General features: G+C 41.3%; 19 protein-coding genes. 17 read left to right on the forward strand and 2 right to left on the reverse strand.

What is annotated here, in order from left to right:
• Window positions 1–561: 561 nt before the first annotated feature.
• Together D1614_RS19555 and D1614_RS19560 are read right to left on the reverse strand one after the other, a co-directional pair.
• Window positions 562–1,818: a sensor histidine kinase gene (locus D1614_RS19555; RefSeq protein ID WP_119439673.1), complete on the reverse strand. Its 1,257-nt coding sequence runs from the start codon at window positions 1,816–1,818 to the stop codon at window positions 562–564.
• 39 nt (window positions 1,819–1,857) lie between these two features.
• Entirely contained in the window at window positions 1,858–2,544 is a 687-nt protein-coding gene (locus D1614_RS19560; protein WP_119439674.1) for a response regulator transcription factor, read from the reverse strand.
• 261 nt (window positions 2,545–2,805) lie between these two features.
• Between D1614_RS19560 and D1614_RS19565 the strand changes: the two genes are divergently transcribed.
• From D1614_RS19565 to rplD, 17 genes are all read left to right on the forward strand, one after another.
• Window positions 2,806–3,099 (forward strand): hypothetical protein, encoded by a 294-nt coding sequence (locus D1614_RS19565; RefSeq protein WP_119439675.1) that lies wholly within the window; start codon window positions 2,806–2,808, stop codon window positions 3,097–3,099.
• Between the two features lie 188 nt (window positions 3,100–3,287).
• On the forward strand, window positions 3,288–5,477 hold the full coding sequence (locus D1614_RS19570; protein WP_119439676.1) for a peptidase domain-containing ABC transporter: 2,190 nt from the start codon (window positions 3,288–3,290) through the stop codon (window positions 5,475–5,477).
• Window positions 5,478–5,536: 59 nt separating this feature from the next.
• On the forward strand, window positions 5,537–5,917 hold the full coding sequence (locus D1614_RS19575) for a four helix bundle protein (RefSeq protein WP_206610091.1): 381 nt from the start codon (window positions 5,537–5,539) through the stop codon (window positions 5,915–5,917).
• 67 nt (window positions 5,918–5,984) lie between these two features.
• Complete coding sequence (locus tag D1614_RS19580) at window positions 5,985–7,289, forward strand: HlyD family secretion protein (RefSeq protein ID WP_119439677.1); 1,305 nt, start codon at window positions 5,985–5,987, stop codon at window positions 7,287–7,289.
• Between the two features lie 329 nt (window positions 7,290–7,618).
• The gene (locus D1614_RS19585; RefSeq protein ID WP_241558138.1) at window positions 7,619–9,595 is read left to right on the forward strand and encodes a gluzincin family metallopeptidase; all 1,977 of its coding nucleotides are present in this window, start codon (window positions 7,619–7,621) and stop codon (window positions 9,593–9,595) included.
• A gap of 469 nt (window positions 9,596–10,064) precedes the next feature.
• On the forward strand, window positions 10,065–11,210 hold the full coding sequence (locus D1614_RS19590; protein WP_119439679.1) for an HlyD family secretion protein: 1,146 nt from the start codon (window positions 10,065–10,067) through the stop codon (window positions 11,208–11,210).
• 11 nt (window positions 11,211–11,221) lie between these two features.
• Window positions 11,222–13,435 (forward strand): peptidase domain-containing ABC transporter, encoded by a 2,214-nt coding sequence (locus D1614_RS19595; RefSeq protein WP_119439680.1) that lies wholly within the window; start codon window positions 11,222–11,224, stop codon window positions 13,433–13,435.
• A 17-nt stretch (window positions 13,436–13,452) separates the two neighbouring features.
• Window positions 13,453–13,806 (forward strand): helix-turn-helix domain-containing protein, encoded by a 354-nt coding sequence (locus D1614_RS19600; protein ID WP_119439681.1) that lies wholly within the window; start codon window positions 13,453–13,455, stop codon window positions 13,804–13,806.
• Between the two features lie 57 nt (window positions 13,807–13,863).
• A complete protein-coding gene (locus tag D1614_RS19605) occupies window positions 13,864–14,058 on the forward strand; it encodes a hypothetical protein (RefSeq protein WP_119439682.1) in 195 nt (64 codons plus the stop codon).
• An 18-nt stretch (window positions 14,059–14,076) separates the two neighbouring features.
• Window positions 14,077–14,256, forward strand: a complete 180-nt coding sequence (locus tag D1614_RS19610) for a hypothetical protein (protein WP_119439683.1) — start codon at window positions 14,077–14,079, stop codon at window positions 14,254–14,256.
• Between the two features lie 650 nt (window positions 14,257–14,906).
• The gene (locus tag D1614_RS26500) at window positions 14,907–15,263 is read left to right on the forward strand and encodes a CPBP family intramembrane glutamic endopeptidase (RefSeq protein WP_368077846.1); all 357 of its coding nucleotides are present in this window, start codon (window positions 14,907–14,909) and stop codon (window positions 15,261–15,263) included.
• A gap of 699 nt (window positions 15,264–15,962) precedes the next feature.
• Window positions 15,963–16,343: a 30S ribosomal protein S12 gene (gene rpsL, locus D1614_RS19630; protein ID WP_119439687.1), complete on the forward strand. Its 381-nt coding sequence runs from the start codon at window positions 15,963–15,965 to the stop codon at window positions 16,341–16,343.
• A 130-nt stretch (window positions 16,344–16,473) separates the two neighbouring features.
• Window positions 16,474–16,950 (forward strand): 30S ribosomal protein S7, encoded by a 477-nt coding sequence (gene rpsG / locus D1614_RS19635; RefSeq protein ID WP_119439688.1) that lies wholly within the window; start codon window positions 16,474–16,476, stop codon window positions 16,948–16,950.
• Window positions 16,951–17,001: 51 nt separating this feature from the next.
• Window positions 17,002–19,113 carry an elongation factor G gene (gene fusA, locus D1614_RS19640; RefSeq protein ID WP_119439689.1) on the forward strand — a complete coding sequence of 704 codons (2,112 nt, stop codon included), beginning with the start codon at window positions 17,002–17,004 and terminating at the stop codon, window positions 19,111–19,113.
• Between the two features lie 21 nt (window positions 19,114–19,134).
• Window positions 19,135–19,440, forward strand: coding sequence for a 30S ribosomal protein S10 (gene rpsJ, locus D1614_RS19645; RefSeq protein WP_038558987.1), 306 nt, complete (start codon window positions 19,135–19,137; stop codon window positions 19,438–19,440).
• 21 nt (window positions 19,441–19,461) lie between these two features.
• On the forward strand, window positions 19,462–20,091 hold the full coding sequence (gene rplC / locus D1614_RS19650) for a 50S ribosomal protein L3 (RefSeq protein WP_119439690.1): 630 nt from the start codon (window positions 19,462–19,464) through the stop codon (window positions 20,089–20,091).
• Complete coding sequence (gene rplD, locus D1614_RS19655) at window positions 20,082–20,711, forward strand: 50S ribosomal protein L4 (RefSeq protein ID WP_119439691.1); 630 nt, start codon at window positions 20,082–20,084, stop codon at window positions 20,709–20,711. Before rplC ends, rplD begins: the two co-directional genes overlap by 10 nt.
• Window positions 20,712–20,722 lie beyond the last annotated feature (11 nt).

Consider the following 20,722-nt stretch of genomic DNA (forward strand, 5'->3'; position numbering starts at 1 on the left):
AAAGTTGTTTTGATGTTGATATATGTCATCTCTGTCTGAAGGTGATGCTTTGTGTCAAAGTGCAGACGATTAGTGAGTTGCGTGTTTTGTGTCGCGTTTTTGTGTGTAGATTATACCGGTTTGTGAGACATGTTGTTTAATCTAAATTTAAATTGTGAAATCGGGTTATTTTTAATTTGTCTTGAAAAAATAGTGGGTTTGGGAAGATAAGAGCTTCCTCTGGATTTCTCCTCCTGATTTTTAAGTTGCGATACAATTTTCTGGAAAGATTCTACTTTCTAAGAAGCGATAATGCTTTTTTGCCTGATTGGGGTTTTACCCCAAACCCCACTTCATTTTTCTCCTTAGATGAGAAAAACGAAGCAAAAAGAATCAAGTCAAAATTAACCTTGGCATTTTTTTCAATGTGGCTATCTGGCCCGACTGACGGAATTTTGACGCGCCCGCTCGGATAAATCCTGAAAAATTAGAAATAGAAAGACTTTGCTTTATTGATAGTTTAATGGCATTGCATGGCTTTTCCATTGAAAGCTATAAGCTTCTTCTTCCCGACCAAGAAGGTTATTTGAAAAAAATACTGAATTGATGCAGGTTTTCGTGGTAAGCGTATTGAACCTGAAAACCGGATACTTCGCAAATCTTTTGGACGATGGCCAGTCCAAGTCCCGTTGATTTATCGGAGGAAGAAGCTTTGTAAAACCGGTTGAAGAGCTGTTCTTCGTCGCCCTGAATTCTTTCGCCGCTGTTCGAAACAATGAGTTTTTCTTCGTTGATGTCAAACTCCAGTTTTCCGCCTTTTACATTGTGGCGCAACCCGTTTTTGATGAGGTTGGCTATCATAATATCAGCCAGAAAGGGATTCATTTTTATAGGGAAGGAAGATTCCGGTAATTTTACCTGAATTTGCTTGGTCTCGATCAGTTCTTCAAAATTTTCGAGATGATTTTGAATCAACTCTTTTAGATCCACTTCTTTGGTTTCGGGGAACTGGCGGTTTTCAATTTTTGCCAGTAACAGCAGTGTTTTGTTGAGCCGTGAAAGTTTGGAACTGGCTTCCAGCGCGTCGGTGATGGTTTTTAATTCCTTCTCCGGAAGCTTGTCGGATTGCAGCAATACCTCCAGTTTTGACGTAATTACGGCCAGCGGTGTTTGTATTTCGTGCGAGGCGTTTTCGGTGTATTCTTTCAGGTTGTAATAGTCGTTTTTGATTCTGTCGGTCATCGCTGTTAATACCCGGTTGAGATCGTTGAATTCCTTAATATCGGAAGATTGTAGCGAGAACTCCTGCTGCGAATTGAGGTCGTAATGACTCACTTTTTCCAGCGTGTCGTAAAACGAATGCCAGGCCTTTTGCGATGTGTGCAGGTTAAGTATCAGCAGCGCCACGATCAGCATCACGACAACTACCGTTAGCAGCAACAGAATCCGTACGATCAGCGAGTCGGTTTCGGCCAGCGACTTGTAGATTTTTACCAGGAACTTTTGCCCGTTGATTTCGGTAGTGAATTCGAGTTGGCGATGAGGGACATAATATTTGGCGCGTTCGTCAAAAAGAATGGTGTCGGTGAAAGCGCGAACGGTTTCGTCAGCTGGTGCCGGAACAATGACAATTTTGTCGGCCGGGCTTTGGGGCGCTTTTTCCATGCCGTGCGCCATGTTTAGTTCCGACCGTATGTTGCTTTCTTTTTTGGCCAGTTCTGCATTGATGTTGGCATCCACCTGTTTGCGCAGCAAAAAGTAAAACACAATGAGCCCTACCAGGAAAATGAAAAGGGAGATCGATAGAAAATTCAGATTGGTTCTGGTAAGCAGCTTCATAATGTCTTAATCGCCTGTTGTTTTTGAATGGTGTCGTTTTTAGTTTCCGATGCTGGTGTCGAATTTATACCCAACGCCGTAAATAGTTTGTATGTAATCCCGGCATCCGTTGGCCAGTAGTTTTTTTCGCAGGTTTTTAATGTGCCCGTATATAAAATCGTAGGAGTCGGCTACTTCCATGTAGTCGCCCCACAGGTGCTCGGCCAGCCCGGTTTTGGTAATGACCTTGTTTTTGTTGGCGGCAAAAAATTGCATCAGCTCGTACTCTTTTTTGGTCAGCTTTAGCAGGTTGTCGTGTACAAAAACCTGGTGCGCATCGGGCAGTATTTTGATTTCGTTGATGATGATCTGGTTGTTTCCGTCGAAATTAATCCGGCGGTGAATCGATTTCAGTTGCGCATTCAATTCAGCCAAATGAAAGGGTTTGGTCAGGTAGTGATCTGCTCCAATGTCGAGTCCTTCGATTTTATCATCGAGCGAATTGCGGGCCGAGATAATGATAATGCCCATGCTTTTTTTACGCTTTTTTACGAGGCGGATAATGTCGAGGCCGCTTCCTCCGGGAAGGTTGATATCGACCAACACACAGTCGTAATCGTAAAGCTCGGTTTTTTCCACGGCCGTTTCGTAATCATAAGCCGCTTCACACAGATAATCTTCGGCTGTCAGGTAGTTTACCACCGCATCCGAAAGCGCTTTTTCATCTTCAATAATCAGGATCTTCATTTTGCTGACTCTTGCACGATTCTTACTGAATCATTTTCACCTGCAAGATAACAACTTTTGGAGTTGATTTGGAATTCGGCGAATGTCAAATGTTTTGATCAATTGGGTGAGGGTGTTTTTTGTAAAACTTCCTTTTAATAATCGGAATAACACATTTTGCTCACACTAACGGTAAATTTTATCTTTGAGAAATAAACGCTTTCGGAATAAATTTCGATTCTTAGCGTTTTATATTTGGTTCTGAATGAAAATTACTGAAATATGGCACAATCAAAATGGTGTTGCCGGATTTTTCCGGTGGTGGTGATCCTTCTCTCCGCCGTACTTGCAACCGTGATCTGGTATGTTGAGGAAGGCACATACAGTTTTGCATTTCTGTTCGACAAGAACGAGGTTTTTAATTACCTCGGAACCGTGTTGTTTATTGCCATTCTTCCCATCGGAATTTTCTACTGGCTGAACGACAAGGAAAAATACCAGTCACGCGCCCGCCCGTTGGCAATGCTGGGATTTTTGCCGACGCTGGCTTTTGTGATTTTTCAGTTGGTAATGTAGAAGTTTAGTCGGCTGGTTGTAACTCTGACTTTATGTTTTTAGCGTTCGTAATTAGCTACTTCTGCTTGAACTTTCATGTTGAGCAAATGCCGTCTTTGGTGTTTTCCTCATTGCATGGTTAATAAGTCGGCTTTGAAAACTGATTTCCGGGCAAAAAAAATTCTATCTTTCCGCAACAAAACCTAATTATGTCAAAGTTCCCGTTTTATCAACAGTTTGATGCGATGGATTGCGGCCCTACCTGTTTGCGTATGGTGGCAAAATATTACGGGAAACATTTTTCTACCGAATCACTCCGCGAAAAATCATACATCTCCCGCGAAGGGGTTTCACTTTTGGGAATCAGCGATGCCGCCGAATCCATTGGGATGCGCTCGATGGGCGTAAAGATCACTTTCGAACAGCTGAAAAAAGACGCGCCGCTGCCCTGTATTGTTCATTGGGGGCAAGGGCACTTTGTGGTGGTGTATAAAATCGCCAAAGGGAAAGTGTTTGTGGCGAACCCGGCGTTTGGGCGTTTGGAGTATTCCGAAAAAGAATTTTGCGAAAAATGGCTTTCGACGGTTACCGGGGGTGAAGAGAAAGGTGTTTGTTTGCTTTTGCAACCAACGCCCGAATTTTACCAGGAGCCGGAGGAGAAAGTCAGCCGCACCGGGTTTCGCTTTGTGCTGAACTACCTGAAACCCTATCGCAAACTGGTTATTCAGCTGATTCTCGGTTTTTTCCTGGGAAGTTTGATTCAACTGGTGTTGCCATTTCTTACCCAAAGTGTGGTCGATATTGGTATCAATAACCAGGACATTGGCTTTATCTACCTTGTTTTGCTGGCACAACTGGTGTTGTTTATCAGCCGGATGTCGGTAGAGTTTATTCGTTCCTGGATTTTACTGCACATCAGCACCCGGATCAACATTTCCATTATATCCGACTTTTTGATTAAGCTGATGAAGTTGCCGCTTGGTTTCTTCGATTCGAAAATGATCGGCGATATATTGCAGCGTATTGAAGACCACGACCGTATCGAACGCTTTTTAACCGCGCAGTCGATTGGAGTGTTGTTCTCGGTTTTTAGCCTCGTGGTTTTTGCCATTGTACTGGCGATTTACAGCTGGAAAATCTTTTTCATTTTCCTGATCGGCTCGATACTCTATTTTGTGTGGATTTACATTTTTATGAAACGCCGGCGCGAGCTGGATTACAAACGTTTCAACAAACTCTCCGAAAACCAGAGCAAGCTGATCCAGATCATCAACGGGATGCAGGAGATCAAGCTGAATAACTACGAAAAGGAAAAACGCTGGGAGTGGGAGCGGGTACAGGCCGGTCTTTTTAAAGTAAGTGTAAAGAGCCTCGCGCTTCAGCAATACCAGGACGCGGGTTCTGTATTTATCAACGAAACAAAAAATATCCTGATCATTATTATATCTGCCACTGCAGTGGTAAACGGGGAATTGACCCTTGGTATGATGCTGGCTATACAATATATAATAGGGCAGCTAAATACTCCGTTGCGGCAACTGATTCAGTTTATGCACAATGCACAGGACGCAAAGATCAGCTTGGAACGTTTGGCCGAGATTCATGATAAAAAGGATGAAAGTGAAGCAGGAGCCAGTTATGTAAGGACCTTGCCTGAAAATAAGGGCATCAGTATTTCTGATCTTGTGTTTCAGTATGAAGGACCGCGTTCGCCCAAAGTGTTGAACAATATTAGCCTGAACATTCCCGAGAAAAAGACAACAGCAATCGTGGGAACCAGCGGGAGTGGCAAAACTACGCTGATAAAATTATTGCTGGGCTTTTACCCACCGGTGGAAGGCGATATTAAAATCGGCGGAACCCGGTTGGCGAATTTCTCCCCCAAAATGTGGCGTGACAGTTGCGGCGTGGTGATGCAGGACGGCTTTATCTTTTCTGACAGCATTGCCAAAAATATTGTGGTGAACGACGAAACGGTTGATCACGAACGTTTGCTGGATGCCGTGAAAATGGCTAATATTCAGGATTATATCGAATCGCTGCCGTTGAGTTACAATACCAAAATAGGGCAGGAAGGAGTGGGGCTGAGCCAGGGACAAAAGCAACGGATATTGATTGCCCGCGCTATATACAAATCGCCGGAGTACCTGTTTTTTGATGAGGCCACCAATGCGTTGGATGCCAACAACGAAAGGCTGATCATGGAAAACATGGAGAAAGTTTCGGCCGGAAAAACGGTTGTTGTGGTTGCGCATCGCTTAAGTACAGTTAAAAATGCCGATCAGATTATCGTGCTCGAAAAAGGCGAAATTGTGGAGCGCGGAACCCATGAGGTGTTAATTGGGAAAAAGGGAAAATATTTTGAGTTGGTGAGAAATCAATTGGAATTGGGGAATTGATAAGTTGTAAAAACTGCAAGACTGTTCTATTGAAAAACTGATAAATTGTTAAATTGAAAATGATGGGAAAAGAATTCTTGACTTTGGATAAAATTAGCGCTTATCGGTTGGCATTCGAATTTTCGAATGAGGTTTGGAGAGAAGTTGTAACGTGGGACTATTTTGCGAAAGATACGGTAGGAAAACAGTTTGTAAAAGCGGCAGATTCCATTTCTGCGAATATTGCTGAGGGTTTTGGACGTTATTCGAAGAAGGACAAAGTAAGATTTTACAGAATAAGTATGGGCTCGCTGGAAGAAGCAGAAGATTGGATTCGAAAATCTACTGTTCGTGAATTGATTACGGAGGATTTGAGTTCAGCTTATTTAAATAGCCTTCTGCAGTTACGAAAAGAGATCTATAATTTGATAAATTACACCAACGAAAAATTGAAATATTAACACAGCAAAATCAGTTTTCAATGTAACAATAGAGCAATTTTACAATTTTACCATTTGACAGTTTAACGTGACAGACGAAAAACAAAATATAGAAATCCGTTCCGGCGAAGTGCAGGAAATACTCGGAGGAGTTCCATCCCGTTTGGTGAGGTATGGGATTCTTGTGTTTATTGCGATCTTTTCGCTGATCATCATTTTCAGTTTTGTATTTCATTACCCCGATATATTGCGGTCGAAAATTGTGGTAACCACTGAAAATCCGCCGGCAACTTTGGTAGCCCGGGCAACCGGTAAAATCGACCAGCTTTTTGTAAGCGACAAGGAAAAAGTGGAAGCCGGGGACATTATCGCATTGATCGAGAATCCTGCCAACTACATCGATGTGCTTCAGTTGCAGCAACTGATTAACGATCTTCAGCCGGCCTTTGATACCTTGAATTTTATTCCGGCCATTCATTTAAGCAAAACATTGCAGCTGGGGCCGATTCAGGAAAATTATTCGCAGTTTCTTACCCGTTTTCAGGAGTTAAAGGAATTCAGCGAACGTAATTATTACATGCTGAAGGAGGAGTCGTATCTCGAACAGGCTAAAAATGCGCGCATTTTGTACGACCGGATGTGGGAGCGAAAACAAGCGGTGGATAAAGAATATCAGCTCAAATTGCGTCATTATGAGCGGCAAAAGAAGCTGATTGCCGGAGAAGTAATTGCTACGACCGATTTTGAAAAAGCCGAGTCCGAAATGTTGTCGAAAAAATCAGAGCTGGATGAGATCCGCTCCGATTTGGCCCAGCAGCAGATTGATATTGGTGTGCTCGATCAGAAAGTCATCGAAAATGAAAAGGAATTCCGGGATTTTAAAATTCAGTACGAATCGGCTTTGCTGGAAGCTTTTAACAATACAAAGAGTGCGGTTAGCGATTGGTTTTTAACCTATCTGATACGCACTCCGATTGAAGGGACTGTCTCGTTCAATAAATTTTACGCACAGAACCAGAACATCAATGCGGGCGACCGGGCTTTTACCATCGTTCCTGACGACCTGGGGAAAGTGATCGGCAAACTGGAATTGCCGGTGCGTGGTTCGGGGAAAGTGAAGGAAGGCCTCAATGTAAACGTTAAGTTCGACAACTATCCGTACATGGAATTTGGATTGGTGCGCGGAGTCGTAAAAAGCGTTTCGCTGGTACCCGAAGATAATTTTTACATGGTGGAAGTTGAGTTTCCCCGGGGGCTGGTTACAAACTACGACCGGGACCTTCAGATGCAAAATCAACTTACCGGCGAAGCCGAAGTAATTACCGAAGACCTGCGTTTAATTCAGCGCTTTTTCAACCCTTTGAAAGCCCTTTGGAACGAGCGGGTGAAGTAGTTTAGGGTTCAGAGTTCAGAGTTCAAAGTAGATTCCTTGATTTGAATAGGTGCATCTTTATTCAACAATTAATCATTTATCTCATTTGCAAACCATCCTAACGTATCCAGAGAACTGCCGAGGAGCTTTTGTATAGTAATGTACTTCAGTCAGTTCCCGTAAATAACTTTTTGCTGTAGAAAGTCATAGGTATAAACTGTTGATTATCTATATTTTTAGCCCTGTTAAATTAGTCTTGAATATTTATCCTGATTTGTATGAAATCGATATTGATTATTTTCGTGACCCTGATAGTCTTATCAGGCTGTAGCACAAATAAAACAGAACAAATGTCTGAAGAAAAAATGGTTGTCGCTGAAAGTGCGATTAGCGGCGCCATAGAGAAAATTGCTGAAAAGTTTCCGGAGGCCGACCGGCAAAACATGGAAAAAGGAATTCGTCATGCGGCTTCGCTGTGGCGTGCGAGCGATGGCTCTGCGGATGAGTTTGTTTCGTTCTGCACCAACAACTATTTGGGCGACGCCAGCGAAAAGCAAGCTGTTTTCGTTAAAATGTCCGACTATTTCGAATCGCTTTTTGGTCATTTCAATAAAATAAGCTTGGACCTGCGTAAAAATGTCGATTTGCAGACCGGCGAGCTGTTCCCGGTCGATCATATGTTTGCGGCGTACAGCCCGAGTGCCCATTTGAATAACGATTTTTACGAGAATAAAATAGCCTTTCTTGTGGCGCTGAACTTCCCGTTTTATTCCACGGAAGAAAAAAACGAGCAAGGCAAACAGTGGTCTGACCTGGAATGGGGTTACGCCCGCATGGGGGATATTTTCAGTTCGAGGGTTCCTTCTGAACTGATTCAGAACAGCTCAAAAGTTTCGGCCGAATCGGAAGCATACATTGCTGAATACAATATTTACATGGGGCACCTGCTGGGAAAGAATGGCGAAACGCTTTTTCCTGAAGATATGGTACTGTTGAGCCACTGGAACCTGCGCGACGAAATCAAGGCTAACTATGGCAATCGGGAGAACGGGCTTGAAAAGCAAGCTCTGATTTACCAGGTTATGCAACGAATTGTTGACCAGTCGATCCCGGAGAAAGTGATCAACTCGGGAGAATTCAATTGGGACCCGTCAGAAAATAAAATTTATCAAAGCGGGCAGGTAGTGGAGGCAACGCCTGAGCCCGACGATCGTTACCAGCAAATCATTAACAATTTCAGGGCGATGAAAGCCTTCGATGCCTACAACCCAGCGTTGAACACGGCGATCAAACGAGCCTTTTCGGGAGGGATGCAAATTCCGCAGGATGAGGTGGAAACGCTTTTTCGCGAATTTCTTGGTTCTCCGCAGTTGAAAGATGTAGGTACAATCATAAAAAACAGACTGGGGCGTGACTTGCAACCGTGGGACATTTGGTACGACGGTTTTAAATCGCGTAGTTCGATTTCGGAAGAGAAACTGAATGCGATCACGCGCTCGAAGTACCCGGATGCCCGGGCGCTCGAAAACGATTTTGGTAGCATGCTGCAAAAGCTGGGTTTTGAAAAGGATAAAGCCGAATTCATCGCTTCAAAAATTACGGCCGATCCGGCTCGTGGTTCGGGGCATGCATGGGGAGCTTCCATGAAGGACGAAAAAGCCCACCTGCGTACCCGCATTCCCGGGAATGGCATGGATTATAAAGGGTACAATATTGCCGTTCACGAATTTGGACACAATGTGGAGCAAACCATCTCTTTGCACGAAGTCCCGTATTACATGATGAACGGCGTTCCCAATACCGCTTTTACTGAAGCGCTGGCGTTTGTTTTTCAGCAAAGAGATCTTCAGTTGCTGGATATCGAAGACAAAAATCCGGACAAAGACTACCTGAAAACGCTCGACATTTTCTGGTCAGTATATGAAATTATGGGTGTTTCACTGGTTGATATGCAAGTGTGGAAATGGATGTACGAGCATCCTGAATGTACGGCTACAGAGCTGAAAAATGCCACGCTGGAAATCAGTAAAACGGTGTGGAACGAATATTTTGCACCGGTGTTTGGGATGAAAGATCAGACCATTCTGGCCATTTACTCGCACATGATCAATTCGCCGATGTACCTGCCTAACTATGCGTTCGGCCATTTGATTCACTTCCAGCTGGAAGAACATTTTAAGTCGCACCCGTTTGCCGCCGAAGTGGAACGGATTTTTTCTCTGGGGCAGCTGACCCCGGCTGAGTGGATGAGAAAGGCGGTAGGCACGCCGCTTTCCAACGACCCAATTCTTGCTGCCGCCACCGAAGCAATTGAGCACATGCAGTAATCGATTATCTGTCTAAAATAAACTCAACGCCCTTCAGGAATGGCAAATGTTTTTCCTGGAGGGCGTTGATGTAGGAAGGGACTGTGCATTTAGTTAAAGGTAAAACAATCAGGACTAATGCGGAGAGAATTGCCTTGGGTAGGAGTAAGGAATAATCCAAATATTTGGGTTAACCGTTTTTCTCTATAGTGAGCTTCATGTGTAATAGCCGGCCGGTATAAATTGCACCATATAATAGCTCAGTAATTTAATATTGTTGGCTTAGAATCCAAAAAAAAAGTTTAGTTGTGATCTGATTGGGTATCATCTTTTGTTAGCCCCTACCAGATATTTTTCGGAATGTTTGCAATATTTTTCCAATTCATGTTTGGTTTTTAGATTGAAAAAAAGTTGGATATGAGCATTCGTGTTTAATTTTTTTTTATAATTTCAACGCATCTGCTAACCAAAACACTAAAAATCAAATAATATGAACCCCATATTTCCTCCAGAGATTATTAAAGCATCTGTTGAAAGTCATTTTTCACGTTTTAGTAAAAATTCACGTTTAATTTACTTTGTTGTATTGTTAGTATTCTGTTTGGTAATAGTCTCTATGTTTTTTATAAAGACTGAGATTACGGTGCAGGGACGGGGAATTTTTCGTTCGTCCTCTGAATCTGTGTCAATAGTTTCACCTGTGGTCGCCGAAGTAAAGAAAACGGTTTTAAGGGAAAACCAAAGTGTACGAAAAGGAGATACGCTGGTTTGGCTTGATTACGAAAAGATTGAGAAACGTATTGTTCATATTGAAAATCTTATTCTCGAGAATGAGGCTTATTTGAATGATATATCTCGTATGTTGGAATATAAATATTCTGCACTGGAAACAGATTTATTTTGTTCTACTCACTCTAGTTATCGTCAAAAGCTTAAGGAATACAATTTAAATATCGGATTGCAGGAGAAAGTTTATTCACGTGCGAAGCAGCTTTTTGACAAGCAAGTTATTCCTATTGCTGAATTGGAAGAAAAGGAATTTGCTCTTCATAAAATAAGAGAAGACTTAAAGAACTACATCCAGTCTACCAGAAATGAATGGGAAAGCCTTGCCGTTTCTTATCGTTTGGAAAATAAGAAGTATATGAGCGAAATTGTGAACTTACAAAACGATAAGAAGAATTTTATTATTACAGCTCCCGAATCCGGTCATATTACCAATTATTCCGGAATAAAAGTAGGGAGTTTTGTTACAACCGGAGAAAGCATTGCCGAAATAAGTCCGGATGGAGAGATTCTTGCGGAACATTTAGTATCCCCAAAGGATATAGGATATCTTCAGGTTTATATGCCTGTAATTTTTCAGATCGATGCTTACAATTACAATCAGTGGGGACTGGCATCCGGGAGAATAATCGAGATATCAAATGAAATTTATGTTGTTAATAATCAGCCTTTTTTTAAAGTTAGGAGTAGCCTCGATCAATCTCATCTTTCACTAAAAAACGGATATAAAGGCAGCTTGAAAAAGGGGCTGACGGTTACTGCCCGTTTTAAAGTCACGAAGCGAACATTGGCTCAGCTGCTTTTTGATAAAACGGACGATTGGTTAAACCCTAAAATCATTTCAGAATAAAAATTACCCTCATGAACATAAAGGTTAAACAACGTGATATTACCGATTGCGGGGCTGCCTGCCTCGCCTCGGTGGCAGCGCATTACAGGTTAAAACTTCCGGTTTCGAGAATACGACAATGGGCCGGTACAGATAAAAAAGGAACCAATGCCTGGGGACTGATTAAAGCTGCCGAAAAAATGGGGATGACAGCCAAAGGCGTTCGGGCAACTCCCGATGCGTTGCCGGAAATACCTCTTCCGGCTATTGCCCATGTTGTTGTTAAGGAAAAGCTACAGCATTATGTGGTTATCTATAAGGTAACTCCGGCCTATGTCGAAAAAATGGATCCGGGTACAGGGAAACTGGAAAAGCAGGCGATAGAAGAATTCAATAAAGAATGGACCGGCGTACTGATTCTTCTTTCTCCTTCGGGCGGTTTTAAAGCCGGAAATGAGAAAGTATCTAACCTAAAGCGTTTTATGTTTTTGTTGCACCCACATAAAAAAGTGCTGGCGCAGGCCTTGTTTGGGGCTGTAATTTTTACCGTGCTCGGTTTATCTACCTCCATTTATATTCAGAAAATAACCGATCATGTATTGATAAACGGAAATAATAACCTACTTACACTTTTAAGTGTGGTAATGATTGTCATCTTGTTGTTGCAGATTTTTATTGGCGTCATGCAAACTGTCTTTGTTTTAAAAACAGGGCAATTGATTGATGCCCGTTTGATACTCGGTTATTACAAACACTTGTTAAAGCTTCCGCAGCGTTTTTTTGACACCATGCGTACCGGCGAAATTGTTTCTCGGATAAACGACGCAGTTAAAATCAGGGCATTTATAAACGATACAATGATCAGTTTCATCGTAAACATTTTTATCGTGGTGTTTGCCTTTTCATTGATGTTTATTTACAACTGGAAACTTGCCTTGATTATGTTACTCGTAATCCCTTTGTATCTTGCCATTTATTTAATAACCAATTACCTGAATAAAAAACGTGAGCGAAAAATAATGGAACAGGCAGCCGATCTGGAAGCACAGTTGGTTGAATCCATCAATTCTGAGAAGACAATTAAACAGCTTGGTATTGAAGAATTCACGAACCTGAAAACAGAAGTTCGTTTTATCAGCCTCTTGCAATCTGCCTATAAGTCGGGGTTGAATTCTGTTTTTTCAGGTAATTCATCCATGTTTGTCAGTCGTATTTTTACTATTATACTGTTGTGGGCAGGTAGTATATTTGTATTACGCCAGGAAATAACGCCAGGAGAGTTGATGTCGTTTTACGCCCTTATTGGTTATTTTACCGGGCCGGTATCTTCTCTTATTAGTATGAACAAAACCTACCAAAATGCGACCATTGCTGCCGACCGCTTGTTTGAGATTATGGACTTGGAGCAGGAAGCTGACGACGACCTGGTGGATGCTGCAACAGCTCAGTTAGGCGATATTGTTTTTGATAATGTATCGTTTAGTTACGGCACGAGGGTTGACGTTTTTGAAGGGTTTAATATCACCTTTAAGCAAGGCGAAATTGCAGCCATTATTGGCGAAAGTGGCTCGGGGAAAACAACCATTGCAGCCTTGTTGCAAAAACTTTACCCACTATCCGAGGGGACAATTTTTATAGGCAACACCAACCTAAAATATTTTAGTAACCAAAGCTTGAGGCAGGTGGTAGGCATTGTCCCCCAAAACCTGGACCTGTTTACCGGGCGGGTGATTGATAATATTGCAGTAGGCGAATTTACCCCTGATATGCCCCGTGTACTCGAAATTTGCCGGCAGTTGGGCATGATTGATTTTATCGAGAAGCTACCCGCCGGTTTTAATACTTTGGTTGGCGAACATGGCGCAACACTTTCGGGCGGGCAAAAACAACGCCTTGCTATTGCCCGCGCCCTGTACCGTAATCCTCAAATACTTATTATGGACGAAGCAACCTCTTCGCTCGACAGTGAAGCCGAATACCATGTGCAGCAAACTATTCAGCAATTGAAAGATGAAGGGAAAACCATACTTATTATTGCGCACCGCCTAAGCACTGTTCTTTTGGCCGACAATATTGTTGTGCTCGAAAATGGAAAATTAATTGAACAGGGGAACCATGCTGAATTGTATGCGCAGCAGGGGAAATATTTTGACCTTTGGCAGAAACAGATGCCGGACTCTTTCTTGATCTCCCCCAAAGTGGGGGAAATCGGAGACGCCAATAATCTCAATACTCAAAATTTATAATCTAAAGCCTCTAAAAGATGACAAAACTGTTTAATCAAATTGAATTGATCGAACGGATTGACCAGTTAATTCGTTTGAAAGCAACAGGAAGCCCAAAAGCTTTAGCCGAAAAACTCAATGTTTCGGAATCAACCATTTACCGGATTGTTGATACCATTAAAGAACTTGGCGCCCCGGTAGATTACAACCTGGTATATCAAAGTTATGTTTATACCGAAGAAGTAAACTTTTTGTGCGGTTTTTTTTCTTGCGAACTGTCACGGTCAGACTATAAAAAGGTTAACGGAGGCTTTGGAAATTTGCAATTTTTAGTTGAAAAAGATTTCTCACTGTCAAAATTTGAGAGTGGCATATGTTATCCTTGTAAATGAGTTTGTCGCGATACTCATATTAAGTTTTAATTTATTAACTCACAAAAATTAAAAATCATGGAAAAGACATTAGATTTAAACTTGCTTGGAGTCGTTGAACTGGACAGTGAGGAATTGAAGGACGCAAATGGAGGATGGATTAGATTGGTTTATGCACACCTTGCAGCACTTGCAGCAGAACTTGTGTATGAAGGAGTAGAGCAATGCTACAATGATTTTGTTGAAGGATTCGAAGAAACTTATAACCATTAATACTAAAGTTTAATTATCATGATAGAAATGATTGATTTAACCAAAAACGAAGTACAAAATATAAATGGCGGTGCTCCAGCATGGAATTGGACAGGTAAAATATTGGGAGCTATTGCTGAAGTTATAGCAGATTGGGAAGATAGTTTACAGTCGCCGGAAGGACAGGCGATGTATAATGCACTACAAGATTTTCATTAATCTTTGATTATTAAAAATTTTAAAGAGAATGGTGGATTTTATTTTTGGATTCACCATTCTATATTGACTAGGTAATTTTGATCTTAAAATGTATATAATATTTTTGTTAACAATAATAATCGTCAGTTCAATACTAGTTTTTATTGAAACAAAGAAAAAGGAGCTTTTTGTCGTAATTTTTTCCTACAAATTTAAATATGTTGGTTTAATTTTGGTCATGGTTTTGTTTTTGCTAAGTTTTATTAAAATAGTTAACATTGAGCCATACTATAGTATTAGGATTCTATTCTCTAATTTAGGATTGATGATTATGGTTTTGTCAAAAGATAAGGAAGAATTTCCAAATAGCAATTCAACCAGACTACTCTGTTTTGTTCTGTCGACGCTTATTTTATATTTAGGATATCATGTGAAGGACATAGTTTTTGGCACCCAAACATCAATTAAATTATCTCAATATGTAACAAACGTACTAATAATATATTTGGCGTCTTATCATTATATAAAAAACAAGAAAAGTGCAAAAACAGTTTAATCCTGCTTTATTCATTAGTTACCTACTTAGAGTCCGGACACATAAATTTATTTTAATATTATTTGGTTTTTCATTTTTGTTAGGGGTTATTACTACTTTTTTACCGGAACCAGAAATGGCAGATCCAATTATCAGTGAGAGTTTATTACATGATGTTCTGTTAACAGTATTTTTGGCTCCCATCGTTGAAACACTGTTATTTCAATTGCTAGTAATCGAGGCTATACGAAAGATAATAAAAAGGCCAAGAAAGAACATTTGTCTCGCATTATTGCTATCTAGTACAGTATTTGCATTAAGTCATACATATAGTTTGGGCTATTTTTTTATCACCTATTTGGGTGGGATTGTGTTAGCTCTGGCATATTATCTTGGTAGGTATAGGAGAGAAAATGCGTTTTTTGTTGTATTTGTAATTCACTCGCTATATAATTTATCTGTTTTTATTTACAATCATTTTTTTTATGTCTAAATTAGTTTCTCGGTATTTGCAATTTGGTACTATTTGCTAAATAGCTTTTGTGAAAGATCAATTAGCAACTTATCTTTTTTCCACTAACTTATCTTTTTGAGTTTATTTTAAAAGAAAGTAAATTCCTGCAAATACTTCTATTTCTGTTTATATTACAACCGAAATGATTGTTTATGAGCTAATTTTAAAAGTGCTTACTTTTGATTTCCCGGATATTGTTGCAAGTGTTGTTTCCATGTTTATATGAGTGTTTCTGAATTATTTACTGATTCGTTCTGTAAAAGAATAGTTTGAAGGGATTCAATATTTTCAGATAGATCGGCCTCTTCTCATGTACAAGATTGCACGAGGAAAAGTGTAGTGTGTGGTCGATGAGTCTTGGTTTTTGAATACCGTCTGACATCATCATTCGTTCATCCCCAGTCGTCATTGATTCTCGCAACTTTTATCTTCCAACATCCCGCTTCAGGCTTTCGCCATCCCGCTTCAATCTTCTCTTTCTCAATTGCTTTCAATCTTAATTTTTTCAAAAAAAAGCTGAAAATGTATTGCAGATAAATTAAAATGCGTACTTTTGCGAGCCGTTTTTGGGGAATACTATGCATTTCCCACTAGAAGCAATTGATAATTAAGGATTTTTGCATACTTTTGCAGTCCGTTTTGCGAATTGATTATTAACTATATAAAAAACAGGTATTTATGCCAACTATTCAACAGTTAGTTAGAAAAGGAAGACAAAGCAAGGTTGAGACAAGCAAGTCTCCGGCCTTGGATTCATGCCCACAACGTCGTGGTGTATGTGTGCGTGTTTATACCACCACTCCTAAAAAACCTAACTCGGCAATGCGTAAAGTAGCCAGGGTAAGGTTAACTAATGGTAAAGAGGTGAATGCTTACATTCCCGGAGAAGGACACAACCTGCAGGAGCACTCAATTGTGCTGGTTCGTGGAGGTAGGGTAAAAGACCTTCCGGGGGTACGTTACCACTTAATTCGTGGTGCACTCGATACCGCTGGTGTTGAAGGACGTACACAACGTCGTTCGAAATACGGTGCCAAGAGACCGAAAGACAAGAAGTAAGAAAAAGTAATTAACACTGTTATTTATTAGTGGTTTGGTTGAGTAAGGAAATCTCTCTAATGTCTTCCGGAGATGAACTGAAGACCGCCTACGGGCAACCAATTTAGATAACACTAAAAGAAGTTTTAAAATGAGAAAAGCAAAACCAAAGAAGAGACATTTATTGCCGGATCCGAAATTTAATGACGTTTTGGTAACCCGGTTTGTCAACGACCTGATGGTGGACGGAAAGAAGTCAACTGCATACACTATTTTCTATGATACAATGAGTATGATCGAAAAACGTATGAAAGACTCTGAAGTTGCACCGCTTGATGTTTGGAAAAAAGCATTGGAGAATATTACTCCTGCTGTTGAGGTTAAAAGCCGCCGTGTTGGTGGTGCTACTTTCCAGGTTCCGATGGAAATTCGTGCGGAAAGAAAAACTTCAATCAGTATCAAGAATATGATATTATTTGCCCGGAAACGTTCAGGCAAATCAATGGCCGATAAGTTGTCTGCAGAAATTATTGCTGCTTTCAACGAAGAGGGTGGAGCTTACAAGAAGAAAGAAGATACCCACAGAATGGCTGAAGCAAACCGTGCATTCGCGCATTTCAGATTCTAGTTTAGAGATATAGTATTTTGGTAAAATTTGATTAGAAAATTGGTTTAAAAAATGGCTAAACAAGATCTGAAATATACAAGGAATATCGGTATCATGGCGCACATCGACGCCGGAAAAACAACCGTTTCAGAAAGGATTCTTTTCTATACTGGTTTGACTCACCGTTTAGGGGAAACCCACGATGGTTCTGCAACTATGGACTGGATGGAGCAAGAGCAGGAGAGAGGTATTACGATTACTTCGGCTGCAACAACAACTTTCTGGAACCACAAAGATATCGAGCACAAAATCAACATCATTGATACTCCCGGACACGTTGACTTTACTGTAGAGGTAGAGCGTTCGCTGAGGATTCTTGATGGTACTGTGGCTCTTTTCTGTGCCGTTGGTGGTGTAGAAGCACAGTCGGAAACCGTTTGGCGTCAGGCTGAGAAATACGGCGTTCCGAGGATTGCTTTTGTAAATAAAATGGACCGTCAAGGGGCTGATTTCTTTAATGTATACAACGATATCAAAGAAAAACTCGGTGCGAATCCGGTTCCTGTTCAGATTCCGATTGGAGCTGAAGAGAAATTCGAAGGCGTTATCGACCTGGTAGAAATGAAAGCCGTACGTTGGTACGACGACGAAAACACAGGTACAAGATACGCTCTTGAAGATATTCCTGCTGACCTGGTAGAACAGGCTGAAGAGTGGAAAGAAAAACTGGTTGAATCGGTGGCAGAAGTTGACGATGAGTTGATGGAACGTTATTTCGAAGATCCGGATTCTATCACCAAAGAAGAAATGCTGGCAGTGATTCGTAAAGCAACTTTGAAAGGAATCATTATTCCGATGTTGTGTGGATCAGCCTTCAAAAATAAAGGTGTTCAGCGTTTGCTGGATGCTGTTTGCGAATTCTTGCCAAGTCCGTTGGATAAAGGCGAAATCAAAGGTATTAACCCGGACACTGACAAAGAAGTTGTTCGTACGGCCAATGCTGATGAGCCACTGGCAGCGCTTGCATTTAAAATCGCTACCGACCCGTTTGTAGGTCGTTTGGCTTACATTCGTGTATATTCAGGTACTTTGCATGGTGGTGATTCGGTTTTCAATTCACGCACCGGGAAGAAGGAACGTATCTCACGTTTGTACCAGATGCACTCTAACAAGCAGAATCCGAAAGACGAGATCGAAGCAGGCGATATCTGTGCAGCTGTAGGTTTTAAAGATATTCGTACAGGTGACACTTTGTCTGATATTAAAAACCCAATTGTACTGGAAAGCATGGATTTCCCGGAACCGGTAATTGGTATCGCTGTAGAGCCAAAGTCACAGAAAGATGTGGACAAACTGTCAAATGGTTTGGCAAAACTGGCTGAAGAAGATCCAACTTTCGTAGTAAACACTGACCCGGATTCAGGACAGACTGTTATTCGTGGTATGGGTGAGCTTCACCTTGAAATTCTGGTTGACCGTTTGAAACGCGAATTCAAAGTAGAATGTAACCAGGGGGCGCCACAGGTTGCTTACAAAGAAGCCATCTCCAATTCGGTTGAATTACGCGAAGTATTCAAAAAACAAACCGGTGGACGTGGTAAATTTGCTGATATCATCGTTCGTGTTGAACCCGCTCCGGAAGGTCATGTTGGTCTTCAATTCGTTGACGAGGTAAAAGGTGGACGTATTCCACGCGAATTTATTCCTTCTGTTGAAAAAGGATTTAAAGACGCTCTTTCAAATGGTCCGTTGGCCGGTTTCCCGGTTGACAGCCTGAAAGTGACACTGCTTGATGGTTCGTTCCACGCGGTTGACTCGGATCAGTTGTCGTTCGAAATTTGTGCCCGTCAGGCATTCAAGAGCGCAACTTCGAAAGCGAAACCTGTACTGTTGGAACCGATCATGAAACTGGAGATCGTTACTCCGGAAGAATATATGGGTGATATCATTGGCGACCTTAACCGTCGTCGTGGTGAAGTTGCCGGTATGGAAACAAAAGGTAACGCTAAAGTTATCAATGCAAAAGTACCGCTGTCAGAACAATTTGGTTACGTAACTGTATTGCGTACACTTTCTTCAGGACGTGCTACTTCTTCAATGGAATTCAGCCATTATCAGGAAGTGCCTCGTAGCCTTGCTGAAAAAGTATTGGCAGAGTGTAATGGAAAAGTTGATTTATTATAATAATTATAACAATTTTCTCTTATGAGTCAGAAGATCAGGATTAAGCTGAAATCGTACGATCACAACTTGGTGGACAAGTCGGCTGAGAAAATCGTTAAAACCGTAAAAACTACGGGTGCTGTAGTAAGTGGTCCTATTCCACTTCCTACTCACCGCAGGGTTTTCACAGTTTTGCGTTCAACCTTCGTAAATAAAAAATCGAGGGAACAATTTCAGTTGTCTTCATACAAACGTTTGATCGACATCTACAGCTCAACCGCAAAAACAATTGACGCATTAATGAAGCTGGAACTTCCCAGTGGCGTCGAAGTAGAAATTAAAGTTTGATAATCTAAAGTAGTCGAAAAAATGGCTGGTATTATTGGAAAAAAAATCGGAATGACATCCGTATTCAGTGTTGAGGGGAAAAACATCCCATGCACTGTGATTGAGGCCGGACCTTGTGTTGTTACACAAGTGAAGACCCAAGAGACCGACGGCTACGAAGCGCTTCAGTTAGCTTATGGCGACAAAAAAGACAAGCACGCCACCAAAGCAGAAGTAGGGCACTTTAAAAAGGCCGGAACTTCGCCAAAGCGCAAAGTAGTAGAGTTTCATAACACCTATCAGGAAGAGTTTGAACTCGGACAGGAAATCGACGTAACTATTTTCCAGGAAAAAGATTACGTTGATATCGTTGGAGTATCAAAAGGAAAAGGCTTCCAGGGCGTAGTTAAAAGACACAATTTCCGTGGGGTAAACGATGCCACACACGGTCAGCACAACAGGCTGAGAGCACCCGGTTCTATCGGAGCTTCTTCATGGCCTTCACGTGTTTTCAAAGGAATGCGCATGGCAGGTAGAGACGGTAACAAAACCGTAACTATCGAAAACCTGGAAGTATTGAAAGTAATTCCTGAGAAGAATGTAATTGTGGTAAAAGGTTCAGTACCTGGAGCCAAAGGTTCATACATAATTATTAGAAAGCAATGGAACTAAGCGTACTGAATATAGAAGGAAAAGAGACCGGAAGAAAAGTCACTTTAAGCGACCAGATTTTCGGTATTGAGCCCAGCGACCACGCCATTTATTTGGATGTAAAACAATACATGGCAAATCAGCGCCAGGGAACAAGCAAGAGCAAGGAACGTGGTGAGATTGCCGGAAGTACCCGTAAAATCAAACGTCAGAAAGGAACCGGTACTGCACGTGCAGGTAGCATTAAGTCGCCTGTATTCCGTGGTGGTGGTACAATTTTTGGCCCGCGTCCGCGTACTTATGGCTTCAAGCTGAACAAAAAAGTGAAGCAATTGGCCCGTAAATCGGCTTTGACTTACAAAGCAAGCGAAAAAAGCATTTTGGTTTTGGAAGATTTCAATTTCGAAGCTCCAAAAACAAAAGAAATGGTAGCCTTGAAAAGCAATCTGCAAATAGCTGAAAAAAAGGCACTTTTCGTTTTACCGGCTGAAAATAATAACATATATTTGTCCTCCAGAAATTTACAGGACGTATCGGTTGTAACTGCTTCTGAGTTAAATACTTATCAGATTCTTAACGCAAAAACAATTGTACTTTGTGAAGGATCTGTTGCGAAAATTGAAGAAGCATTTAAACTTTAACGGAAAAAGAA

The organism is Maribellus luteus (assembly GCF_003576475.1).
GTDB classification, from domain to species: domain Bacteria; phylum Bacteroidota; class Bacteroidia; order Bacteroidales; family Prolixibacteraceae; genus Draconibacterium; species Draconibacterium luteum.